Raw genomic sequence first — 21,452 nt, forward strand, 5'->3', positions numbered from 1 at the left:
CCTTAAAAAGTAATGCTCTTAATATATTCATTATTCCCTACACTTGATATGCAGGTATTGGTCTCCCCTTTTCGTTCATTGCGTTGCATCTTTTGCACTCTCTACTTTTCAGTTAATGAAAGGGATGTTTCTTTTATCCCTTCAAATTCATTTAATAGATACTTAGCTATCTTTTCAACTGCGGGGAAGTCTACTATTTCCTCATGTGATCCAGGGACTAAATACCTATTTACTCTACCTTTTAATAAAGGTCCCCAATCTGTAAACAACTCTTTTCCTTCCTCAGCACTAAAGTAGAGAACTTCTCCAGAGTATGGTATTAAATCATGCTCTGCCATTAAGTTCAGACATTTCCTATGAGCATTGATAACTTGCTTCAAATTCATAAGATCTGCATCAGGCGGGAGTACTCCCTCCATAATTAATCGCTCTACAAGCATATCTTGTTCATGGAAGAGGCCTTCCCCCTGCTCAGTAAAATCTCTAGGAATGAAATGCTCATATATATATGAGAGCATATCCTCCGTTGTTTTATAGTCCTGCTCTGAAGGTACTTTAGTATCCATTAGTATCAACAACTCAACTTCCTCACCTTGATTCTTTAGTACAGTTGCGATTTTATAAGCAATTGCACCGCCTAAAGACCATCCTCCAAGACGATATGGACCTTCTGGCTGAACACGTTTTATTTCTTCGATGTAAAGTTGAATTACTTCCGGCAAAGTTAACTCGTCAATTTCTTTCTTTTCTATAAGAGGATTCTGTAAACCATAAAATGAACAATGGTTCTTAAGCAATCTTGCTAGTTGAATGTAACAGAATACATTCCCCATAAACGGATGAACGCAGAAGAAAGATCTTTTCTCTGATTCTTGTAGTGGAACTAGCGCTGCTACTGATTTCGTCATATCATGCTTATCACGAATAAGGCATGCGATTCCTTCCACTGTTGGATTCTTAATCAATGTAGACACCTTAATCTCTTTTCCAAACTTCTCCTTAATTTTTGAAACTAATTTAATTACAAGGAGAGAGTGTCCTCCTCTATTAAAGAAATCATCATTTACATAGACATCTTCTATCTGTAACACATCCTGCCAGATTTTAATCAACTGATATTCAATTTCATCCCTTGGAATGATTGGTGTAGAAACGTTATTTTCTCTCAGAATAGTTAAATTGTTCAATGCCTTTCGATCAACTTTTCCATTCGTTGTAAGAGGAATCTCGTCTACCTTAATAAAGTGTGCGGGAACCATATAATTTGGTACTTGTGTCTTGAGATACTCACGCCACTCATGCATACTACCATCTCCAACTACATAAGCAACCAATCTCTGCTCTCCTAATTTATCCTCTGTTACCAAAACTACTGCTTCTTTTACCAGTGGATGCCTCTCTATACTCGCTTCAATCTCTTCAAGTTCAATACGAAAGCCCCTAATTTTCACTTGATTATCAATTCTTCTCAAGTAATCTAAATTACCATCAGGTAAATAACGAACCAAATCTCCCGTACGATATAAACGCTCTTCTTCATTAAATGGATGACGGATGAATCTCTCTGCTGTTAATTCTGGACGATTCAAGTATCCTCTCGCTATACCTGCACCACCAATATATAGCTCACCTGTTACACCAACTGGGACAGGTAACAAATTTTTATCCAATACATAAGTTTGAACGTTTGGCAATGGGCGCCCAATTGTTATTCTCTTACTATCTGTTTGGATATGATAACACGTTGCATCAACCGTACATTCTGTAGGACCGTATACGTTATAAAAATCAATTTTTTCAGTCTCTACTAGCTGTTCCCATAATGACGGCATAATTGCTTCACCACCGACTAATATCTTACTTGGTACATGAACATCAGCACTTATTTCTAGCAATCCTCCATCTATTAGTAATTGAAGTAATGAAGGTGTCATATCAAACATTTCCAATTTATTCTCCCTAATATAGGACACAAATTGTTCCGGATTAGTGCGAACTTCACTTGGGATAATATATAAACTTGAACCATAAAGCAACATTTGTAATTGCTGAATAGATACATCAAAGGCAATTGACGCATTCAAACCGACGCGCATATTATTAGGTATCTCATGTGAGAAAACTTCTTTTTGTAAACCATAGGATAGGTTTATTACACAATTGTGCTGTACTAAAGCCCCCTTTGGATTCCCTGTCGAACCAGAAGTATAGATAACATACGCTAAGTTTTCCCCTGTTACCTCACATATTGGTGAAAGTTTGCTTTCTTGAGAAAGCATTGCTTGGTCCCTATCTAGGCAAACTGTCTTGATGTCTTTAGGTATCCAGCCTAGTAATACTTCATTTGTAACTAACACTTTAATTCCTGTGTCTTCTAAAATATATTGTAGGCGGCTTTCCGGATTCGATGGATCTAATGGAACATAGGCTGCTCCAGCCTTCCAAATTCCCATGAGACCAACAACCATCTCAACTGAACGCTCAAAGCAAAGGCCAACTAATGACTCTGTCCCAATTCCACATTTCTGTAAATGATGGGCTAATTGATTAGCTCTTTCATTCAGCTCTCGATATGTTAGTTGCTGTTTTTCATCTACCACTGCCAACGCGTCAGGCGTACGATTTACTTGCTCTTCGAATAGTTGATGGATTGCATTCTCACGTGGATAGGATATAGTATTATTATTCCATTCTTCCAATAGCTTTCTTTGTTCAGCTTCCGTAATATATACTAGCTCCGATAGATTTTGATCAATGTTTTTGAGCATTTGCATTAACACTTGGTGTAAATGACCCAGCATTCGTTCAATGGTTACTCTATTAAACTTACTACGGTCATACATTAACTTTAACGATAACTGGATTCCTGGAACTACAGCTAACCCTAATGGGTAGTGGGTTTGTTCTACCCCTTCCAATTCACCAATTTCCAGATTTTCTGAAGACTCCTCTTTCACTGGATAATTTTCAAACACATATAAACTATTGAATAGCGGTATTCCTCTAGGAACTTCACTCCACCCCTGAATCTCTGTCAAAGAAGCATACTCATATTGTCTTCTTTCTATCTCTTCCTCTTGTATCTTCTGCAACCAATCTATTAATTTTATATCATCCATCAATTGAATTCGCGTCGGTGACGTTGTAATGAAAGGACCTACGATGTTTTCAACATCAATAATCTCCGTAGAACGCCCTGAGCTTGTTACACCAAAAACAATGTCATTTTCTCCACTATATCGGCTCATGAGATATGCCCATGCACCTTGAATTACTGTACTCAAAGTAAGTTTATTGCGTTTCGCCCATCCTTGTAACGCTTGAGTCTGCTCTTCTGATAAATACGTAACCTTCTCTGTGTAACCTTTTTCTTCCTCTTTACTTTCTAAGCCCAGCAAAGTTGGCGCAGTAAAACCTTTTAGCTTCTCTCTCCAGAATTGTTCCGCCTGCTCCTTATCCTGCTCTCTTAACCATTGGATATATTTCTTATATGGTGAGGACTTAGGTAATTTCACAGCTTCTCCATTCATTCTCTTCTGATAGACTGTAAGTAATTCATTAAATACTAATGGTAAACTCCATCCATCCAGTAAAATATGGTGATGGGTCCAAACAATCCGATATTCTTCCTCACCTTCTTGAATGACTGTTACCCGCATCAATGGTGCTTCATCAAATTGGAAGGCTTGTTTTCGATCTAATGCCAAAAAGACTTTTCTTTTTTCCTCTATCTCTTCACTTGTCATTGTACGCCAGTCTTCTTTGTTCACTTTAAATGGGATATTTTCATACACCACTTGTACAGGTTCTTCAATTTCGTCCCATACAAATGCTGTACGAAAAATTTCATGCCGCTGAATTACAGATTTCCACGCCTGCTCAAATGTAGGAATATTCATTTTTCCTCGAATCATAAAACTCAATTGCACTATATACGGTGCAACATGTTCATCCCCTTGGTCATGCAATGTGTGGAAAATCATACCTTCTTGCAAAGGTGATAGTGGATATAAATCAGTAATCTGATTGTTCTTTCCGCGATGCATTTTGTTTAGTACATTTGTCAAACCTTCTTGGCTAAGATTAGTCATTGCAAAATCCGAAATGGTCAGTGCAGATTCTCTATCTGAAAATTGAATCAATGTACTCAGTTGATATAGCATATTCTGTGCAATACTTTGAATCGTTGATTTGGCAAATTGTCCAACATTGTATACCCAAGTGAACTGAAGTTTTCCATCCGTTACAACCCCAATTACATCAATTACATGCGATCGCTTGGAACCGGCAGCATGATCTAAACGCTTAAATTCATTCTCCGGAATAAACATTGCATCGCTAGAAAACATTTGGTCAAATTGTCCAAGATAGTTAAAACTAATAGACGGTGTATATTGGGAGCTTAATTGCTCACACATTGTTGCGTTCATGTAACGCAACACCCCATAATCAACACCCTTATTAGGAATTTTGCGAACTTGTTCTTTAACTGCTTTTAATGCTGCAATTGGCGTATGAGCACTAGTAATATTTAAATGAACTGGGTAAATACTTGTAAACCATCCCACAGTTCTCGATAAATCAACATCTTCAATAATCTCTTCTCGACCATGTCCCTCTAAATCTACGCTCAATATCGGCTGCCCCGTACATGCTGCCATAGCTTGTACTAATGCTGCTAATAATACTTCATTGATTTGGACATGGTGAGTGCTTAAAGTCTCTTGCAATAACATACGGGTCTCATTCTCATTTAACACCACAGTAATTTCCTCAGTTACTGCGCTTACTGGATTACTTATAGTACCATCTACCGGCAATTTAACTACGTCTTGTTCAGCCTGCTCCTCCCAGTAATGTAGCACTTCTTTTGATAGTCCAGTTTCAGCGTAATGATGTAATTTCTCCGACCATTCTTTAAAAGATGTACTCTTCATAGGTAATTGAATTTTCTGCCCTTGGACTACTTGCGTATATGCTGTTTGCAAATCTTCCAATAAAATTCGCCAAGAAACACCATCCACGGCTAAATGATGAATTGTCCAAAATAATCGGCCAGCGTGCTCACCTTCATCAAAATACACCATTCTCATTAGCGGACCATCATGTAAATTCAAACTTTCTTGTGCAACATTAATCTCTTTTTGAATAACCTGATGCCAATCCGCTTCCGGCACTTCGTCTAATGAAATGACAGTAAGCATCAATTGTTCTTCTATTCCTTCATTCCACTGTTTCCAAACCCCATTAGGTAAACGTTCATATCTTAAACGCAGAGCATCATGATGAAGTAGAAGGTTACCTGCCGCCTTTTCCAGTGATCCTATGTCCAATTTCTCTTTCGTTCTAAAGAACATGGATTGATTCCAATGATGTGGGTTAGGATGATTTTGTGCAAAAAACCTTTGCTGAATAGGTGTAAGTATCGTCTCTCCAGTTATAATTCCCTGTTCAGCTTGTACACCTTGTTCTTCTTTGACTACTTGCGCCAACTCAGCAATCGTTTGGTGTTCAAATATTTGTTTTGGTGTCAATTGTAAACCAACTTGCTTCGCGCGCGAGACAATCTGAATGCTAAGAATTGAATCTCCACCAATTTCAAAGAAGTTATCATTCATACCAATACGTTTTGAACCTAGCACACGTTCCCAAATGATAGAAAGCTTATGTTCACGTTCATTTCTTGAGGCCACGTATCCTTCTTGTGTTCCTTGATAATCTGGTATAGGTAACGATTTCCGATCAATCTTTCCATTTATGGTTAGCGGTAATTCTTTCATTTCGACAAAGTAGGAAGGTATCATATGGATTGGCAGTTTTGTTTTAAGATACTCTCGCCATTCTTCTAAACTGCCTTCGCCCACTACATAAGCTACCAGCCTCTTATCTCCCGACTGATTTTCCCTAACCATTACAACTGCCTCTTTTACCAAGTCATGCTCTTGTAAAGTCGACTCAATCTCTCCAAGTTCAATTCGAAATCCTCTAATCTTCACTTGATTATCCATTCTTCCTAAGTAGTCTATATTACCATCAGGAAGATATCTCACAAGATCACCTGTTCTATATAACCTCTCGCCTTCTTTGAATGGATGAGAAATAAATCGTTCGGATGTTAACTCTGGACGATTCAAGTACCCCCTTGCTAGACCTGCTCCTCCGATATAAAGTTCCCCCATCACACCAACTGGAACTGGCAACCTATTTCTATCTAATACATAAGTTTGGATGTTAGGCAATGGACGCCCAATTGTTACTCTCCTACTATCTTTTTTGATATGATAGCATGTTGCATCAACCGTACATTCTGTAGGACCATATACATTATAAAACTGGATTTTATCAGTCTCTACTAGCTGTTCCCATAATGACGGCATAATTGCTTCACCACCAACCAGTACCTTACTTGGAACATGAACGCCATCGCACGTTTCTAACAATCCGACATCTATAAGTAATTGAAGCAATGAAGGTGTTATATCAAAGATTTCTAACTTGTTCTCCCTAATATAAGCTACAAACTGCTCCGGATCACTTCGTACTTCGCTTGGAATAATATACAAACTTGAACCATAAATCAACATTTGTAATTGCTGAATAGATGCATCAAAGGCAATTGAAGCATTTAAACCGACATGCATGTTAGATGGTATCTCATGTTCGAAAACCTCTTTTTGTAAACCATGCGACAAGTTTATTACAGAATGATGCTGTATCAAGACACCCTTTGGGTTCCCCGTCGATCCCGAAGTATAGATAACATACGCTAGGTTTTCTCCTGTTACTTCACATTTTGGTGAAAGAATGCTTTCTTTTGAAATCATTGCCTGATCCCTATCTAGACAAACTGCCTTGACTTCTTTGGGTATCCAACCTTCTAATGACTCATTCGTAACTAATACTTGAATTTCAGTGTCCTCCAAAATATATCGTATGCGACTTTCTGGATATGATGGGTCCAATGGAACGTATGCTGCTCCAGCCTTCCAGATCCCCATAATACTAACAATCATCTCAACTGAACGCTCAAAGCAAATTCCAACTAATGATTCATTCCTAATCCCACATTGCTGAAGATAGTGGGCCAATTGATTAGCTTTTTCATTAAGCTCTCGATATGTTAACTGCTGTTTTTCATCTACCACTGCTACCGCATCAGGTGTACGATTTACTTGCTCTTCAAACAGCTGATGAATCGTACTTTCCCGTAGATATGCTACAGCATTATTATTCCAATCTTTCAACTGTTTTTGCTGTAATCCTGATAATATAGGCAACTTAGCCAATGATTTATCAGGATTCTCCACGATTACATTCAACCAGTTTCCAAAATGTTCAGCCATGGATTCAATAGTTAAGCTGTCAAATAAATCAGTTCTATAAACAAAAGTAAGTAATAAACCCTCTTCCACTTCTGCAGCTGTTAAACTTAAATCAAACTTAGCGATTGGAGCATTACTTTCCATTACTTCTATATTTCTTCCATGTAGTTCTGGTAGCTTCTGTCCCGCATTTTGCAAAGTAAACATGGTTTGGAAAATCGGAGAATGGCTTGTATTTCGTTCAGGTTGGATAACCTCTACAATTTTCTCAAACGGAACATCTTGATACTCATACGCCTTCAATGCTTTTATCCGCACTTGAGACAACAACTCTTGAAATGCCGGTGCATTACTTAAATCAGCTCGATAAACCAAGGTGTTGACAAAGAAACCAATCAGCCCCTCAATTTCTCGATAATTTCGATTTGCAATTGGGCTACCAACAATAATATCCGTTTGTCCCGTATAACGAGCAAGGAAACTTTGATACGATGCCAATAAGGTCATGAAAAGTGTGGCCCCTTCTTGACGACTTAGTTCGTTTAATTTATCCAGTAATGGGCGCGATAACAAAACATTATGAGTTAATCCATGGTGGGTTTGCACTGGCGGACGCGGACGATCCATTGGTAACATTAAGACTGGTAACTCACCAGATAATTCTTCCTTCCAATATGCAAGTTGTTGATATAGTACTTCATCTTTCAACCATTCTCTTTGCCACTGAGCAAAATCGGCATATTGAACTGGTAGTGGTTCCAGTTCTGCTTGTTTTTCACCAATCGTATTCTCATAAAATGCCATCCATTCTTGAAGTAAGATTTCCATCGACCATCCATCTGAGATAATATGATGCATATTACACAGAAGAACCCATTCTTCTTCTGAAATTCTTATAATTTGTCTACGGAACAATGGCCCTTGTTCTAAATCAAATGGAGATTCGACTTCAGTTTGAATCCATTGCTCCAACTTTCTTTCTCTCTCCTCTAATGAAAGCTTAGTTAAGTCCATTTGTGGCAGAGAACGGAAAATATACGGTTGAATCTGCTGCACAGGATGGCCATCCTCTTCATAAAATACCGTCCGCAAAGATTCATGACGCTCTATCAACTGATTCCATCCCAACTCCAATGCTTCAGGTAACCAATTCCCTGTAAGGCGGCATACCATTGGCATATTATAAAGGGCACTATTAGGTGCAAATTGATCAATAAACCATAAGCGCTGTTGGGCATAAGATAGTGGAATATTATTTCCGCGTTCCATCGGCACCAATGGTGGAATTTCTCGTTTTTCATTCCCCTTACGTAACTGATCCATTCGTTTCGCTAATGCCTCGATCGTTGAATATTCGAACAGTTCACGTACTGGCAATTTGATTTGAAAGACTTCCTGTAAGCGTGAGACCACTTGTGTAGCAAGTAGAGAGTGACCACCAAGCTCAAAGAAAGAATCCTGAACACCAATGTCTCCTATTCCTAGCACTTGACTCCACACTGAAGCGATAAGTTCTTCCAGCGGAGTTCGTGGGTATACAGTATTTTCAGCGGATTGTTCACTAAGTATAGGTAATGCCTTCAAATCAAGTTTTCCATTCGGTGTAAGTGGTAAAAATTCCATCTCAATAAAGTTTGTTGGAACCATGTAATTTGGTAAATGTGTTTGTAGATGTTCTCGCCATTCATGGACACTTCCTTCACCAACTACATAAGCTACTAATCTCTTATCACCTTGATTATCCTCTCGTACCAATACAACTGCTTCTTTTACAGAGGAATGTGACTGCAAAACAGCTTCTATTTCTCCCAATTCAATCCGGAAACCACGAATTTTCACTTGGTCATCTATACGACCATGGAACTGGAGATTACCATCAGAAAGATAACTTGCTTTGTCTCCTGTGTAATAGAGACGTTCTCCTGACTTGAAAGGATGTGGAATAAATTTTTCCTTTGTAAGATCCGGACGATTAGCATATCCACGTGCAAGACTCTTCCCTCCAATATAGAGATCTCCAATTACCCCAATTGGTACTAGCTGAAGATGAGAATCTAATACATAAACTTCTGTATTCGCAATCGGTCGACCAATCGATGGCGTACCTGTTGTCACTCCTATAGGTACATAACTATCTGTGGTAACGACTGTATTTTCCGATGGACCATACTGATTAATTACCGCAAAAGGAATATCGTTAGATGGATACTGTGTTAATTGATCCCCACCAGTAATGATAAAACGAAGATCCGTTTTATCTGGCCAAGATAATTTCAAGAGTCTTTCCAGAATAGGCGTAGGTGCAAAGCTAGCTGTTATTCGTGAATTAATGAGCCAGTCCCTTAGTGCTTCTGGATTAATTCTCAGTTCCTCTGTTGACAAGTAGAGTGCTGCACCAGCAGTTAGATACGGCCAAATCTCCTGGACAGCCGAATCAAAAGCAACCCCTGCAATCTGAGTCGCACGATCCTCTGCTGAAATATGATAAACTTCCTGATGCCAAGAAACCATATTCATTAATGAGCGATATTCAACCATGACACCCTTCGGTTTTCCTGTAGAACCAGAGGTATAGACAATATAGGCTAAGTTCTCTGGATTTATTTGACGTGTAGGTGCGATTACGCTTTCCACCGTTAATTCTTCTAACCTCACCATTTCGACGTGTGCGAAATGTCCTTCTTGTGCTTCCGCCGTCACTACAAATTGAATTCCTGCATCTTCAATCATGTATTCTAACCTTGATTTTGGATACAACGGATCTAAAACGACATAAGCTCCACCAGCTTTTAAAATGCCTAGTAAACTTGCCATCAGCTCAGCTGACCTCGGAAGATAAACTCCTACCACTGACTCTGGGGCTACTCCCTTTCGCTGTAAAACATTTGCCAACTGATTTGCTTGTGCATCCAGTTCACCATAAGTCCACTGTTTTGTTTGATCAACTACCGCAATCGCATCCGGACGCCTTGCTACTTGCTCCTCAAATCTGTCGCAAATAAGACCCTGATGAGACATTTCCATTACAGTGTCATTCCATGTTTCTAATAACAAAGTACGCTCGGGTTCTGATAGCATGCTCAGGTCATGCAACGGATTTTGTGGGCGATGAGAAACTTCATGTAGCCATTTCTCAAAGTGTCCTGCCATCCGTTCAATAGTAGTAGCATTGAATAAATCCTTATTGTACTCAAAAGTAAAAAGTAATCCCTCTTCCGTCTCAGCTGCCATTACACTTAAATCAAACTTTGCAATTGGACTATGGCTTTCTATCATTTCAATACTTCTACTAGATAACATTGGAAACTCTTGTTTCATATTTTGCAAGATGAACATAGTCTGGAAGATTGGCGAATGACTTGTACTTCGTTCCGGTTGCACAACTTCTACAATTTTTTCAAATGGAATATCTTGATATTCATACGCCTTCAATGCCTTTTGACGAACCTGATATAGTACATCTTGAAATGTCGGCCTACCACTCAAATTAGCTCGATAAACCAGCGTGTTAACGAAGAAACCAATTAGTCCTTCAATTTCTCTATAATTCCGATTCGCAATTGGGCTTCCGACCAGAATATCTTCTTGTCCCGTATAACGAGATAGAAAACTTTGATATGCAGCTAAAAGCGTCATGAAGAGTGTAGCCCCTTCTTTTCGACTAAGTTCATTCAATTTATCATGTAGCCTGCTTGGCAGAACCAGAGTGTATGTCGACCCGTGATGAGTTTGTATTGCGGGACGCGGGCGATCCATAGGAAGTTGGAGTACAGGAAGCTCCCCAGACAATTCTTCCCTCCAATATTGGAGTTGTTGATTAAGCACCTCCTCCTTTAGCCATCCTTTTTGCCACTGAGCAAAGTCTGCATATTGAACCGGTAATGGTTCAAGTTCCGCTACCTTTCCATCCGTTGCTTTCTCATAAAATGCCATCCATTCTTCAAGTAGGATTCCCATTGACCATCCATCTGAAATGATATGATGTAGAGTACAAAGGAGTATCCATTCTTCCTCTCCCACATGCAAAATACTTGTCCTGATTAATGGACCCTCTGTTAAATCAAATGGCACTTCTGTTTCTTGTTGAATTAAACGTTTAACTTCTTCTCCTTGATCTTCAGAAGAAAGCATAGTTAAATCCGTTTTCGGAATTGATTGAAAAGCATACGGTTCAATTTGCTGTACGGGTTGACCGTTCACTTCGTGAAAGACCGTCCGCAGTGATTCATGACGTTCTATTAGTTGATTCCATCCCGTTTCCAATGCTTCAAGTAGCCAATTCCCTGTAAGGCGACATACCATTGGCATATTGTAAAGGGCACTATTAGGTGTAAATTGATCAATGAACCATAAGCGTTGTTGGGCATAAGATAGTGGGATAGCTTCTCCTCGTTTCATTGGTATTAGCGGCGGAATCTCTCGTTTTTTATCTCCTTTACGTAACTGATCTAATCGCTTTGCCAGTGACTCCACCGTTGTATATTCAAATAGTTCACGTACTGGTAATTCAATTTGAAAAATTTCCTGTAAACGTGACACTACTTGAGTAGCTAGTAGTGAATGACCACCGATTTCAAAAAAGGAATCCTGAACACTAATATTTTTTATTCCTAACACTTGACTCCAAACGGAAACGATAAGCTCCTCCACTGGTGTTCGTGATGAAGTAATATCTTCACTTATGAACTGTTCTTCTAATTCCAGTAAGGCTTTCCGATTCACCTTACCATTTGGAGTGAGTGGCATACCTTCAATTTTGAAAAAGTATGCCGGAACCATATAATGTGGCAGTTGCTTCTTGAGATATTCACGCCACTCTCCAGTATCCCCTTCACCCACTACATAAGCTACTAACTGCTTATCTCCTGGTCGATCTTCCTTCACCAACACGACTGCCTCTTTTACAGATGAGTGATCATGTAAAGCTGCTTCAATTTCTCCCAATTCAATTCGGAATCCTCTAATTTTAACTTGGTTATCTATTCTTCCAATATATTCTAAGTTACGATCATTCATATATCTCACCAAGTCACCCGTTCGATATAATCGTTCCCCGTCCTTAAAAGGATTCGGAATAAAACGTTCAGTAGTTAAATCCGGTCGATTGAAGTAGCCACGTGCCAATCCTACTCCTCCAAGGTAAAGTTCCCCTGCCACACCAATCGGGACCACTTGTTGATATTGATCTAGCACATACAACTCTGTATTATCAATCGGACGACCAATCGGAATAAGCATTGCTTCTTTTTCTAAATCACAATCATAATAAGTCACATCCACAGTTGCTTCAGTAGGACCATACAAGTTAATTAACTTTGTTTGCTGAACATTGTAAAAGATCCCCTTAAACCGGCGAACCTGCTCAGTGTTTAACGCTTCTCCACTAGTAAAAACTTGAATTAAAGACGATACATCCCTTTTCGAATTATATAGTTCCATATAATCTAAAAAAGTAGATAACATCGACGGAACAAAGTGCATGGTGGACACACGATATCGTTCAATATACTCCTCAATCACCGCAGGATCTTTCTCTCCTCCTGGTGGAAGTAAACAAACACGTGCTCCTACAAATGACCACCAAAATAATTCCCAGACAGAAACATCAAATGAGAACGGTGTCTTTTGTAGGATTGTATCCTCCTCGGACAATGGGTATTTTTTCTGCATCCACTGTAGACGGTTGATAACGGAATGATGTTCAATCATTACCCCCTTTGGATTTCCCGTCGAACCCGAAGTGTATATGATATAGGCTAAGTTATTTGCTGTTACTCCACTTACCGGAGCTAAATTACTCTCTTTAGAAATCATCACTTGATCCCGGTCTAAACAAATTGCTTGAATATCTTTAGGTAACCAGTCCTGTAGTGTTTCTTTTGTTAACAGCACTTGAATTTGTGAATTCTCCAAAATATATCTCAGGCGGTTTTCGGGATAACTTGGGTCCAGTGGGACATAAGCCCCACCTGCCTTCAAAATCCCAAAGAGACCGATAATCATATCAGGAGAACGTTCAATACATATACCAACCAATGATTCAGGTCCGATACCTCGTTTTTGTAGAAAATGTGCCAATTGATTCGATTTTTCATTAAGTTCTTGATACGTTAGCTTTCCCCCCTCATAAACTACCGCCACTGCATCAGGTGTCCGTGCAACTTGCTGCTCAAATAGCTCATGAATCATACAATCGTGACCATAAACTACGTCCGTATCATTCCATTCTTCTAGGAGTTGTTTTTGCTCATTATCCGATAACATTGACAGCTTTGCATATGATTCATCTGGATGATACGTGATTTCATTTAGCCAGTTCTCAAAATGTCCTGCCATACGTGCAATGGTACTACTATCAAATAAATCCGTGTTGTATTCAAATGAGACGAATAGACCTTCTTCCACTTCATAGGCAGTTAAGCTCAAATCAAATTTAGCAATAGACATATTACTTTCTACCATTTCAATACTTCTATCAGGCAAATCTAGTCGTTCTTGTTTTATATTCTGTAGCGTAAACATGGTCTGAAATATAGGGGAATGACTCATGCTTCGTTCAGGTTGCACAGCTTCTACTATTTTTTCAAATGGTATATCTTGATATTCGTAAGCTTTTAACGCCTTTTTCTTTGTTTGGTTCAAAATCTCTCGAAAAGTAGGGGTGCCACTCAAATCTGATCGGTAAACCAACGTATTAACAAAGAAACCAATTAATCCTTCTACTCCCTTATGGTTTCGATTTGCAATCGGACTACCAACTAGAATATCTTTTTGTCCCGTATAACGAGCAAGAAAGCTCTGGTATGCGGCCATTAAAGTCATAAATAAAGTAGATCCTTCTTGTCGACTTATATCCTTCAATTGACTGAGCAATTTATAAGGAAAAATTACATGATGCGTAGCCCCAGAGTAAGTCTGTTTAACCGGTCGAGGTCGATCCACTGGCAGTTGTAAGATAGGAAGTTCACCAGACAATTCTTCCTGCCAATACGTAAGCTGACGATTTAGCACATCACCTTGCAACCACTCCTTTTGCCACTTCGCAAAGTCTACATATTGAATGGATAGTGAACTTAATTTAGCAGGATTTCCGCCCGTTTCTTCTTCATAGAAAGCAAGTAATTCATTCATGAATATACCAATGGACCAAGCATCAGAAATAATATGATGCATCGTACACAGTAATAACCATTCATCCTTCTCTAATTGAACAAGCTGATTACGAATTAAAGGACCATTCATTAAATCAAATGGTTCTTGCGCTTCTCTCGCAATTAAACTATCTACCTCTTTTTCTTTTACTTCTAGAGGAAGTTGAGAGTAATATCTTACAGGTAATGCTCTAGGAAGGAATTCGACAATTTGTTGCACAGGTTGTTCTCCTACTTCTTTAAAAACAGTTCGTAATGATTCATGGCGTTCAATGAGTCGATTGAATCCCTTTTCTAATGCTTCAGGTATCCAATTTCCTTTTAGATGCCATACCGTTGGAATATTATATAAAGAACTGTTTGGATTAAATCTGTCCATAAACCACAAGCGTTGTTGTGCATAAGACAACGGGAGTGCTTCTTTATTCTCCTTTTTTTGCATTTGCTTCTGAAGCCATGCTCTCTTCTCAGGAGAAAGTGAACTCAGCTTTGCAAGTAAATCACTTCTCATTTTTTTACCCCTTCCTCAATCAAATTACTCTCGAATATCCCTTGTGCTTCTTCCTCTGATAGCTCCTCTAATTGCTTAAGTAGTTCCAATAATTCTTCATCATTACTCACTTCTGCTTCTTTTTGAACATAGTCTTGAAGACTTACATTCTCCTTACTATCATTCTGCATTTCTTGATTTTTGTTATCGAGCAATTGATCAATCTGTTCTGCCAATTGCTGCACCGTATGAAACATAAATAAATCATGCAATGGTATCTCGATTCCAAAAGCCTCTTTAAGATTGGAAACAGCTTGCGTAGCGAGTAGTGAATGGCCACCAATTTCAAAAAATGAATCTTGAATTCCGATGTTTTCCATACCTAAAACTTCATGCCATATCGAAACGATTGTTTTTTCCGTAGACGTACGAGGAGCAATATAACCACTTGCTATCTCCTGTCTCTCTGGTGCTGGTAAGGCCTTCCTATCAATTTTCCCATTAGGAGTGAGTGGAAATGCATTTAATCCAACAAAATAGGCTGGAATCATATAATTTGGTAGTTGATCCTTGAGATAATCACGCCACTTTTGAGCATCCCCGTCTCCTACAACATAGGCGATCAAACGCGGATCGCCAGGATAATCTTCCTGCACCATCACAATAACTTCGTTAACCAGTGTATGCCTTTGTAATGTCGCTTCAATTTCTCCTAGTTCAATCCGGAACCCACGAATTTTCACTTGATGATCGATTCGTCCAACATACTCCAAATTTCCATCTGGTAAATACCTTACTAGATCTCCAGTCCGGTATACTCGCTCTCCTTCTTTAAACGGATGCGGTATAAAACGATCTTGCGTTAAGTCAGGGCGGTTTAAATATCCACGCGCTAACCCTGATCCACCAATGTATAGCTCACCAACTACACCAATTGGAACCATTTTTTGTTCGGCACTCAGTACATATACTTCTGTATTGAATATTGGTTTACCAATTGGTGGTACCCTATGCATGTCACACTTTTCTAATTCCATATACGTGGAATACGTAGTATCTTCGGACGGTCCATATAGGTTGTACACCTTTTCAATCGTACTTCTCTCGTATAAATCTTGAACAAGCGAATATGGCAATGGTTCTCCAGCCAAATTCATCACCTTTACCGAAGAAGGGATTGTTTTTGCTCGAACCAGTTCCTTCGCTGCCGATGGTACAGTATTAACCAAAGTTACACCTTTGGTAGACAACTTCTCTAGATGTAGAGCATTTTCAGTGACAATCACCTTACCACCCATCGTTAAGGGAACAAATACTTCAAAAACGGATAAATCAAAAGATAGCGAAGTTGAAGCTAACACTCCCGCTAATTCCTTTCGGGAATACGTATGATGCGCCCAATGAATCATTGTTACTGTATTCCTGTGCTCAATCATTACTCCCTTTGGATTTCCAGTGGAACCTGAAGTATAGATAATATAGGCTAAGTTATCGCCCGTCACTTCACTCGTACATACCGTAGTTACTTCTTGTTCTATTTCTGCTCGATTACTATCAATACAAATCACGTTGACGAGTTTAGGTATAACCATTTTTTGTTGTAACTTTTCCTGTGTCACCAGTACCTTTATTTGAGCATCTTCTAAAATGTACTGTAGTCGACTTTCCGGATACGCTGGATCAATTGGGACATATGCTCCTCCCGCCTTCATAATTCCTAAGAGACCGACAATCATCTCAGATGAACGTGTGACGCAAATCCCAACTAATGATTCGCATGTTACACCATTTTTTTGTAAATAATGTGCCAACTGATTCGAGCGTTCGTCCAACTCTCGATATGTTAGTTCTTCATCTTCGCACACTACTGCAATTGCTTCTGGTGTTTTTTTCACCTGTTCTTCAAACATTGTATGAATCGTACTTTCTTCCATATCTATAACACGCGATTTATTCCATTCCTCTAGTAGTTGCTTATATTCTACTTTCGATAACATATTCAGTTCTGATAATACACCTTTTGGATGAGAGACAATTTGATTTAACCAATGCTCAAAATGACTTGCCATACGTTCAATGGTTGTATCATCAAACAAATCAGTATTGTATTCAAAGGTTAGTGATAATCCTTCTTCCGTCTCAGTAACAAATAAACTCAAATCAAATTTCGCTACAGAAGCATGGCTTTCCATGAGTTCCATTTGTCTTTCAGATAGCTGAGGAAATTCTTGCTTCGCATTCTGTAAAGTAAACATAGTTTGGAATATTGGTGAATGACTTGTATTCCGTTCCGGCTTTACGGATTCTACCACTTTCTCAAATGGGATGTCCTGATACTCGTATGCTTTTAGTGCTTTTTTTCTTACCTGCGACAAAAGTTCTTGGAACGACGGATTTTCACTGAAATCAGCTCGATAAACCAACGTATTTGCAAAGAAACCTATTAATCCCTCAATCTCTTTCACATTTCGATTAGCGATTGGGCTTCCAACCAAGATGTCATCCTGTCCTGTATAACGAGAAAGGAAGCTTTGATACGCTGCCATCAATGTCATAAATAAAGTGCATCCTTCTTGCAGACTTAAATCTTTGAGCTTTTCCTGTAGGGAATTCGCCACTATTAAGGACTGACTTGCACCACGATGGGTTTGAACTGCAGGTCGAGGACGATCCATCGGTAATTGTAAAACCGGTAGTTCCCCAGATAATTCTTCCTTCCAATATTGAAGGTGCTGATTCAAATTTTCTTCTTTTTGCCATTCCTTCTGCCACATGACAAAATCTGCATATTGGATAGATAATTCCTTCAATTCCGCCGGTTTGCCGCTTAATGCTCCTTCATAAAAAGCCATCCATTCTTCAAGTAAGATTCCCATTGACCATCCATCTGAAATAATATGATGCATCGTACAAATGAGAATCCATTCTTCCCTGTCCACTTTCAATATTCGTGTTCGAATCAGAGGATCTTGTCCAAAATGAAATGGTTCCTCAGCTTCGTTTTGAATGAGCCGTTTCATTTCTCTTTCCCTATCTTCCAAAGAAAGATCTGTTAGATTCGTTTGAGGAATATGCCTGAACACATGAGATTGAACCTGTTGAAAAGGTTCACCCTCTTGTTCTAGAATTGTCGTCCTTAATGATTCATGACGCTCCAACAATTGATTCCATCCGACCTCCAATGCTTCAATTGACCATTTACCTGTTAAGCGACACGCTGCATGAATATTGTACATAGCACTATTTGGCATTAATTGATCAATAAACCATAGACGTTTCTGCGCATAGGAAAGTGGGATAACTTCTTCTCGTTTCATAGGTACAAGAGGAGCAACCTCTCGTTTTTTATCTTCTTTTCGTAACTGATCCACTCGTTTCGCCAATGCTTCCACTGTATCGTGCTTGAAAAGTTCACGTAATGGAATTTTAATTTGGAACATTTCTTGCAATCGAGAGACAATTTGAGTAGCAAGTAGTGAGTGCCCACCACGTTCAAAGAAGGAATCTTGAATACCAATATTTTCTGTTCCTAACACTTGGCTCCAAACCGAGGCAATAAGCTCTTCCGATGGCGTCCGAGGTAGCACATTTAAATCTTCAATAGCTTGCTCATCAGGTGCTGGCAAGGCCTTTCGGTCAATTTTCCCATTTGGAGTAAGCGGGAAGTGTTCTAACTCTATAAAGTGCGCTGGAATCATATGAGTCGGTAATTGTTTTTGTAAATACTCTCTCCACTCCTCGGTATTTCCATCGCTTATTACATATGCAACCAATCGTTGATCACCTGGACGATCTTCTCTAACTAATACGACAGCCTCTTTAATAAACGAACATTTTTCTAAAGTCGCTTCAATTTCTCCTAATTCAATCCTAAAACCACGCATTTTGACTTGGTGGTCCATTCTACCTATAAATTCTAAATTTCCATCAGTTAAATATCTTACTGAATCTCCTGTTCGATATAGTCGTTCCCCAAATCGATATGGATGCGAAACGAATTTTTCAGCAGTAAGATTCGGACGATTTAAGTATCCACGTGCTAAACCAGCACCACCAATATATAACTCACCCTCAATTCCTATTGATTGCAAGCGTTGATTTTGGTCTAATACATATAATTGCGTGTTCTGTATTGGCTGTCCAATAGAAACAAATTCTTGATTAGGCTGAATATCAAATGCATTCACATAAATAGTGGCTTCAGTTGGTCCATAAAAGTTGGTTAATTTCACTTGTCCACTATAATTCCATTTCTGTTGAAATCGTCTAACCAACCCTGAACTTAGTTCTTCTCCACCAGAAAATACATGGCGTACGGATGAACAATTCATGTTCAATTCAATATGATTGAAGTGGTCTAAAAAAACAGATAACATCGAAGGTACAAATTGAACTATAGTAACCTGATGTTGTTTAATCACTTCAGCTATAATAGAAGGATCTTTTTCTCCACCTGGAGGTAGGAAAGATACACTTGCACCAACGTGAATGCCCCAAAACAATTCCCAAACAGAGACATCAAATGAGAATGGCGTTTTCTGCAAGACCACATCCTTTTCAGAAAGCGGATATTTATGTTGCATCCATTCTAGATAATTAATTACTGAATGATGCTCAATCATTACTCCCTTTGGATTCCCTGTAGATCCTGAAGTATACATAACATACGCTAAATTTTCTCCTGTTACACCACTTATACATGGGGTTGATTCTTCTTTTTCAATTGCAGTATAATCTTTATTCATACAAATCGTTTCTATTTTTTCAGATACAAACAAATTTTTAGAATTTTCTTCCGTCACTAGTACTTCGATTCCAGCATCCTCTAATATATATCGAAGTCGACTCTCTGGATAAGTAGGGTCAAGTGGAACATACGCTGCTCCTGATTTTAGAATACCTAATAACGCTATCATCATTTGTAATGAACGTTCCATATATACCCCAACTAGAGACTCTGGTCCTACACCATGCTTTTGTAGATAATGAGCTAGCTGATTTGCACGCTTCTCCAACTCTTTATAGGTAATTTGTTCATTTTCGTAACTAGCCGCGATTGCTTCCGGTGTTTTTTTAACTTGCTCCTCAAACATCGTATGAATCATGCCTTTAGCCGAATAATTAAATTGAGTATGATTCCATTCCTCTAGTAACTGTATCTGTTCTTCTTCTGTTAAATGAGTAATTTCAAATAGTTTTGAATCTAGGCTCTTCGTCATCTGAATTAATATTTGCAATAAGTGATTCTGAATCAGATTTATTGTTTCTTCATTAAAATAGCTTCGATCATACATCAACTTTAAAGTAATTTTCTTACCGGGCATTACAATGAGTGTTAAAGGATAATTTGTTTGTTCCGTGCTTGTAACATCTAGTAATCTTAAATCATCATTTCTCTCACCTTGAATTGGATAATTTTCAAACACATACAAGGTATGAAATAAGGAGCTATTTCGCGGAACCTCACTCCAGCCTTGAATATCTATCAACGAATTATACTCATACTGTCTTCGTTCCATTTCTTTCATTTGTATTTTACGAAGCCAATCTACTACTGATGTATTATCCGTTAATCGGATTCTGGTAGGTAATGTGTTAATAAATAGCCCCACCATATTCTCTGCTCCCATTAAATCAGTAGGACGTCCAGCGCTAGTTACGCCAAATACGACGTCACTGTCACCGCTATACCTACTCATCAAATAAGCCCATGCACCTTGTACTAACGTATTCAACGTTAATCGACTATTTCGTACCCACTCTTGTAAATTCTCAGTAAGTTCCTCAGATACTTGATAAGCACACTCCCCATAACCCTTCTCTTGTCCTTGATCCTTTCTTTCCATCGCTAATGGAGTAGGTGCATAGAACCCTTTTAATTCTTCTTTCCAAAATTCCTCTGCTAGACTTTGATCTTGTTTATTTATCCACTGGATATATTTTTTATAAGGAAGAGATTTAGGAGGATTCAATAATTCTCCCTTTATCATCTTGAGATAAACTTCCATCACTTCACTAAAGACCAGTGACACACTCCATCCGTCTAGCAAAATATGATGATGTGTCCAAATAATTCTCGTTTCCTCTTTTGCTTCTTTAATCGCAGCGACTCTCATCAATGGTGCTTCATCCAATAAAAATCCTTTCCTACGATCTGCAGTCAAAAACTGTTGTAATTTCTCCTCCCTTTCCTCATGCGAATGGGCACTCCAATCCTCTTGATGAATAGTAAAAGGAAGACGTTCGTAAACTGCTTGTAGTGGCTTTTCTACTTCCTCCCATACAAATACTGAACGTAAAACCTCATGTCGATTAATAACATATTCCCAAGCCTTTTCAAAAGTATCACCATCCAATTGCCCCCCGAGCAAGAAACCTACTTGTACAATATAGGAAAAAGAATGTTCATCATCTTGATCGTATAAAGTATGAAACAGTATTCCTTTTTGCAAAGGTGATAAACCATATATATCAATAACGTCTCCCATT

Annotated in this window: 2 protein-coding genes; both read right to left on the reverse strand. The window is 38.7% G+C overall.

All coding sequences use genetic code 11. The features are described from left to right. Nucleotides 1-101 precede the first annotated feature (101 nt). Nucleotides 102-14,984: a non-ribosomal peptide synthase/polyketide synthase gene (locus HMAS_RS12180; RefSeq protein ID WP_116344853.1), complete on the reverse strand. Its 14,883-nt coding sequence runs from the start codon at nucleotides 14,982-14,984 to the stop codon at nucleotides 102-104. Then, nucleotides 14,981-21,451, reverse strand: coding sequence for a non-ribosomal peptide synthetase (locus tag HMAS_RS12185; protein ID WP_116344854.1), 6,471 nt, complete (start codon nucleotides 21,449-21,451; stop codon nucleotides 14,981-14,983). Before HMAS_RS12185 ends, HMAS_RS12180 begins: the two co-directional genes overlap by 4 nt. Nucleotide 21,452 lies beyond the last annotated feature (1 nt).

It is taken from the genome of Bacillus sp. HMA207 (assembly GCF_003402455.1).
Lineage (GTDB): Bacteria > Bacillota > Bacilli > Bacillales > Bacillaceae_G > Bacillus_A > Bacillus_A cereus.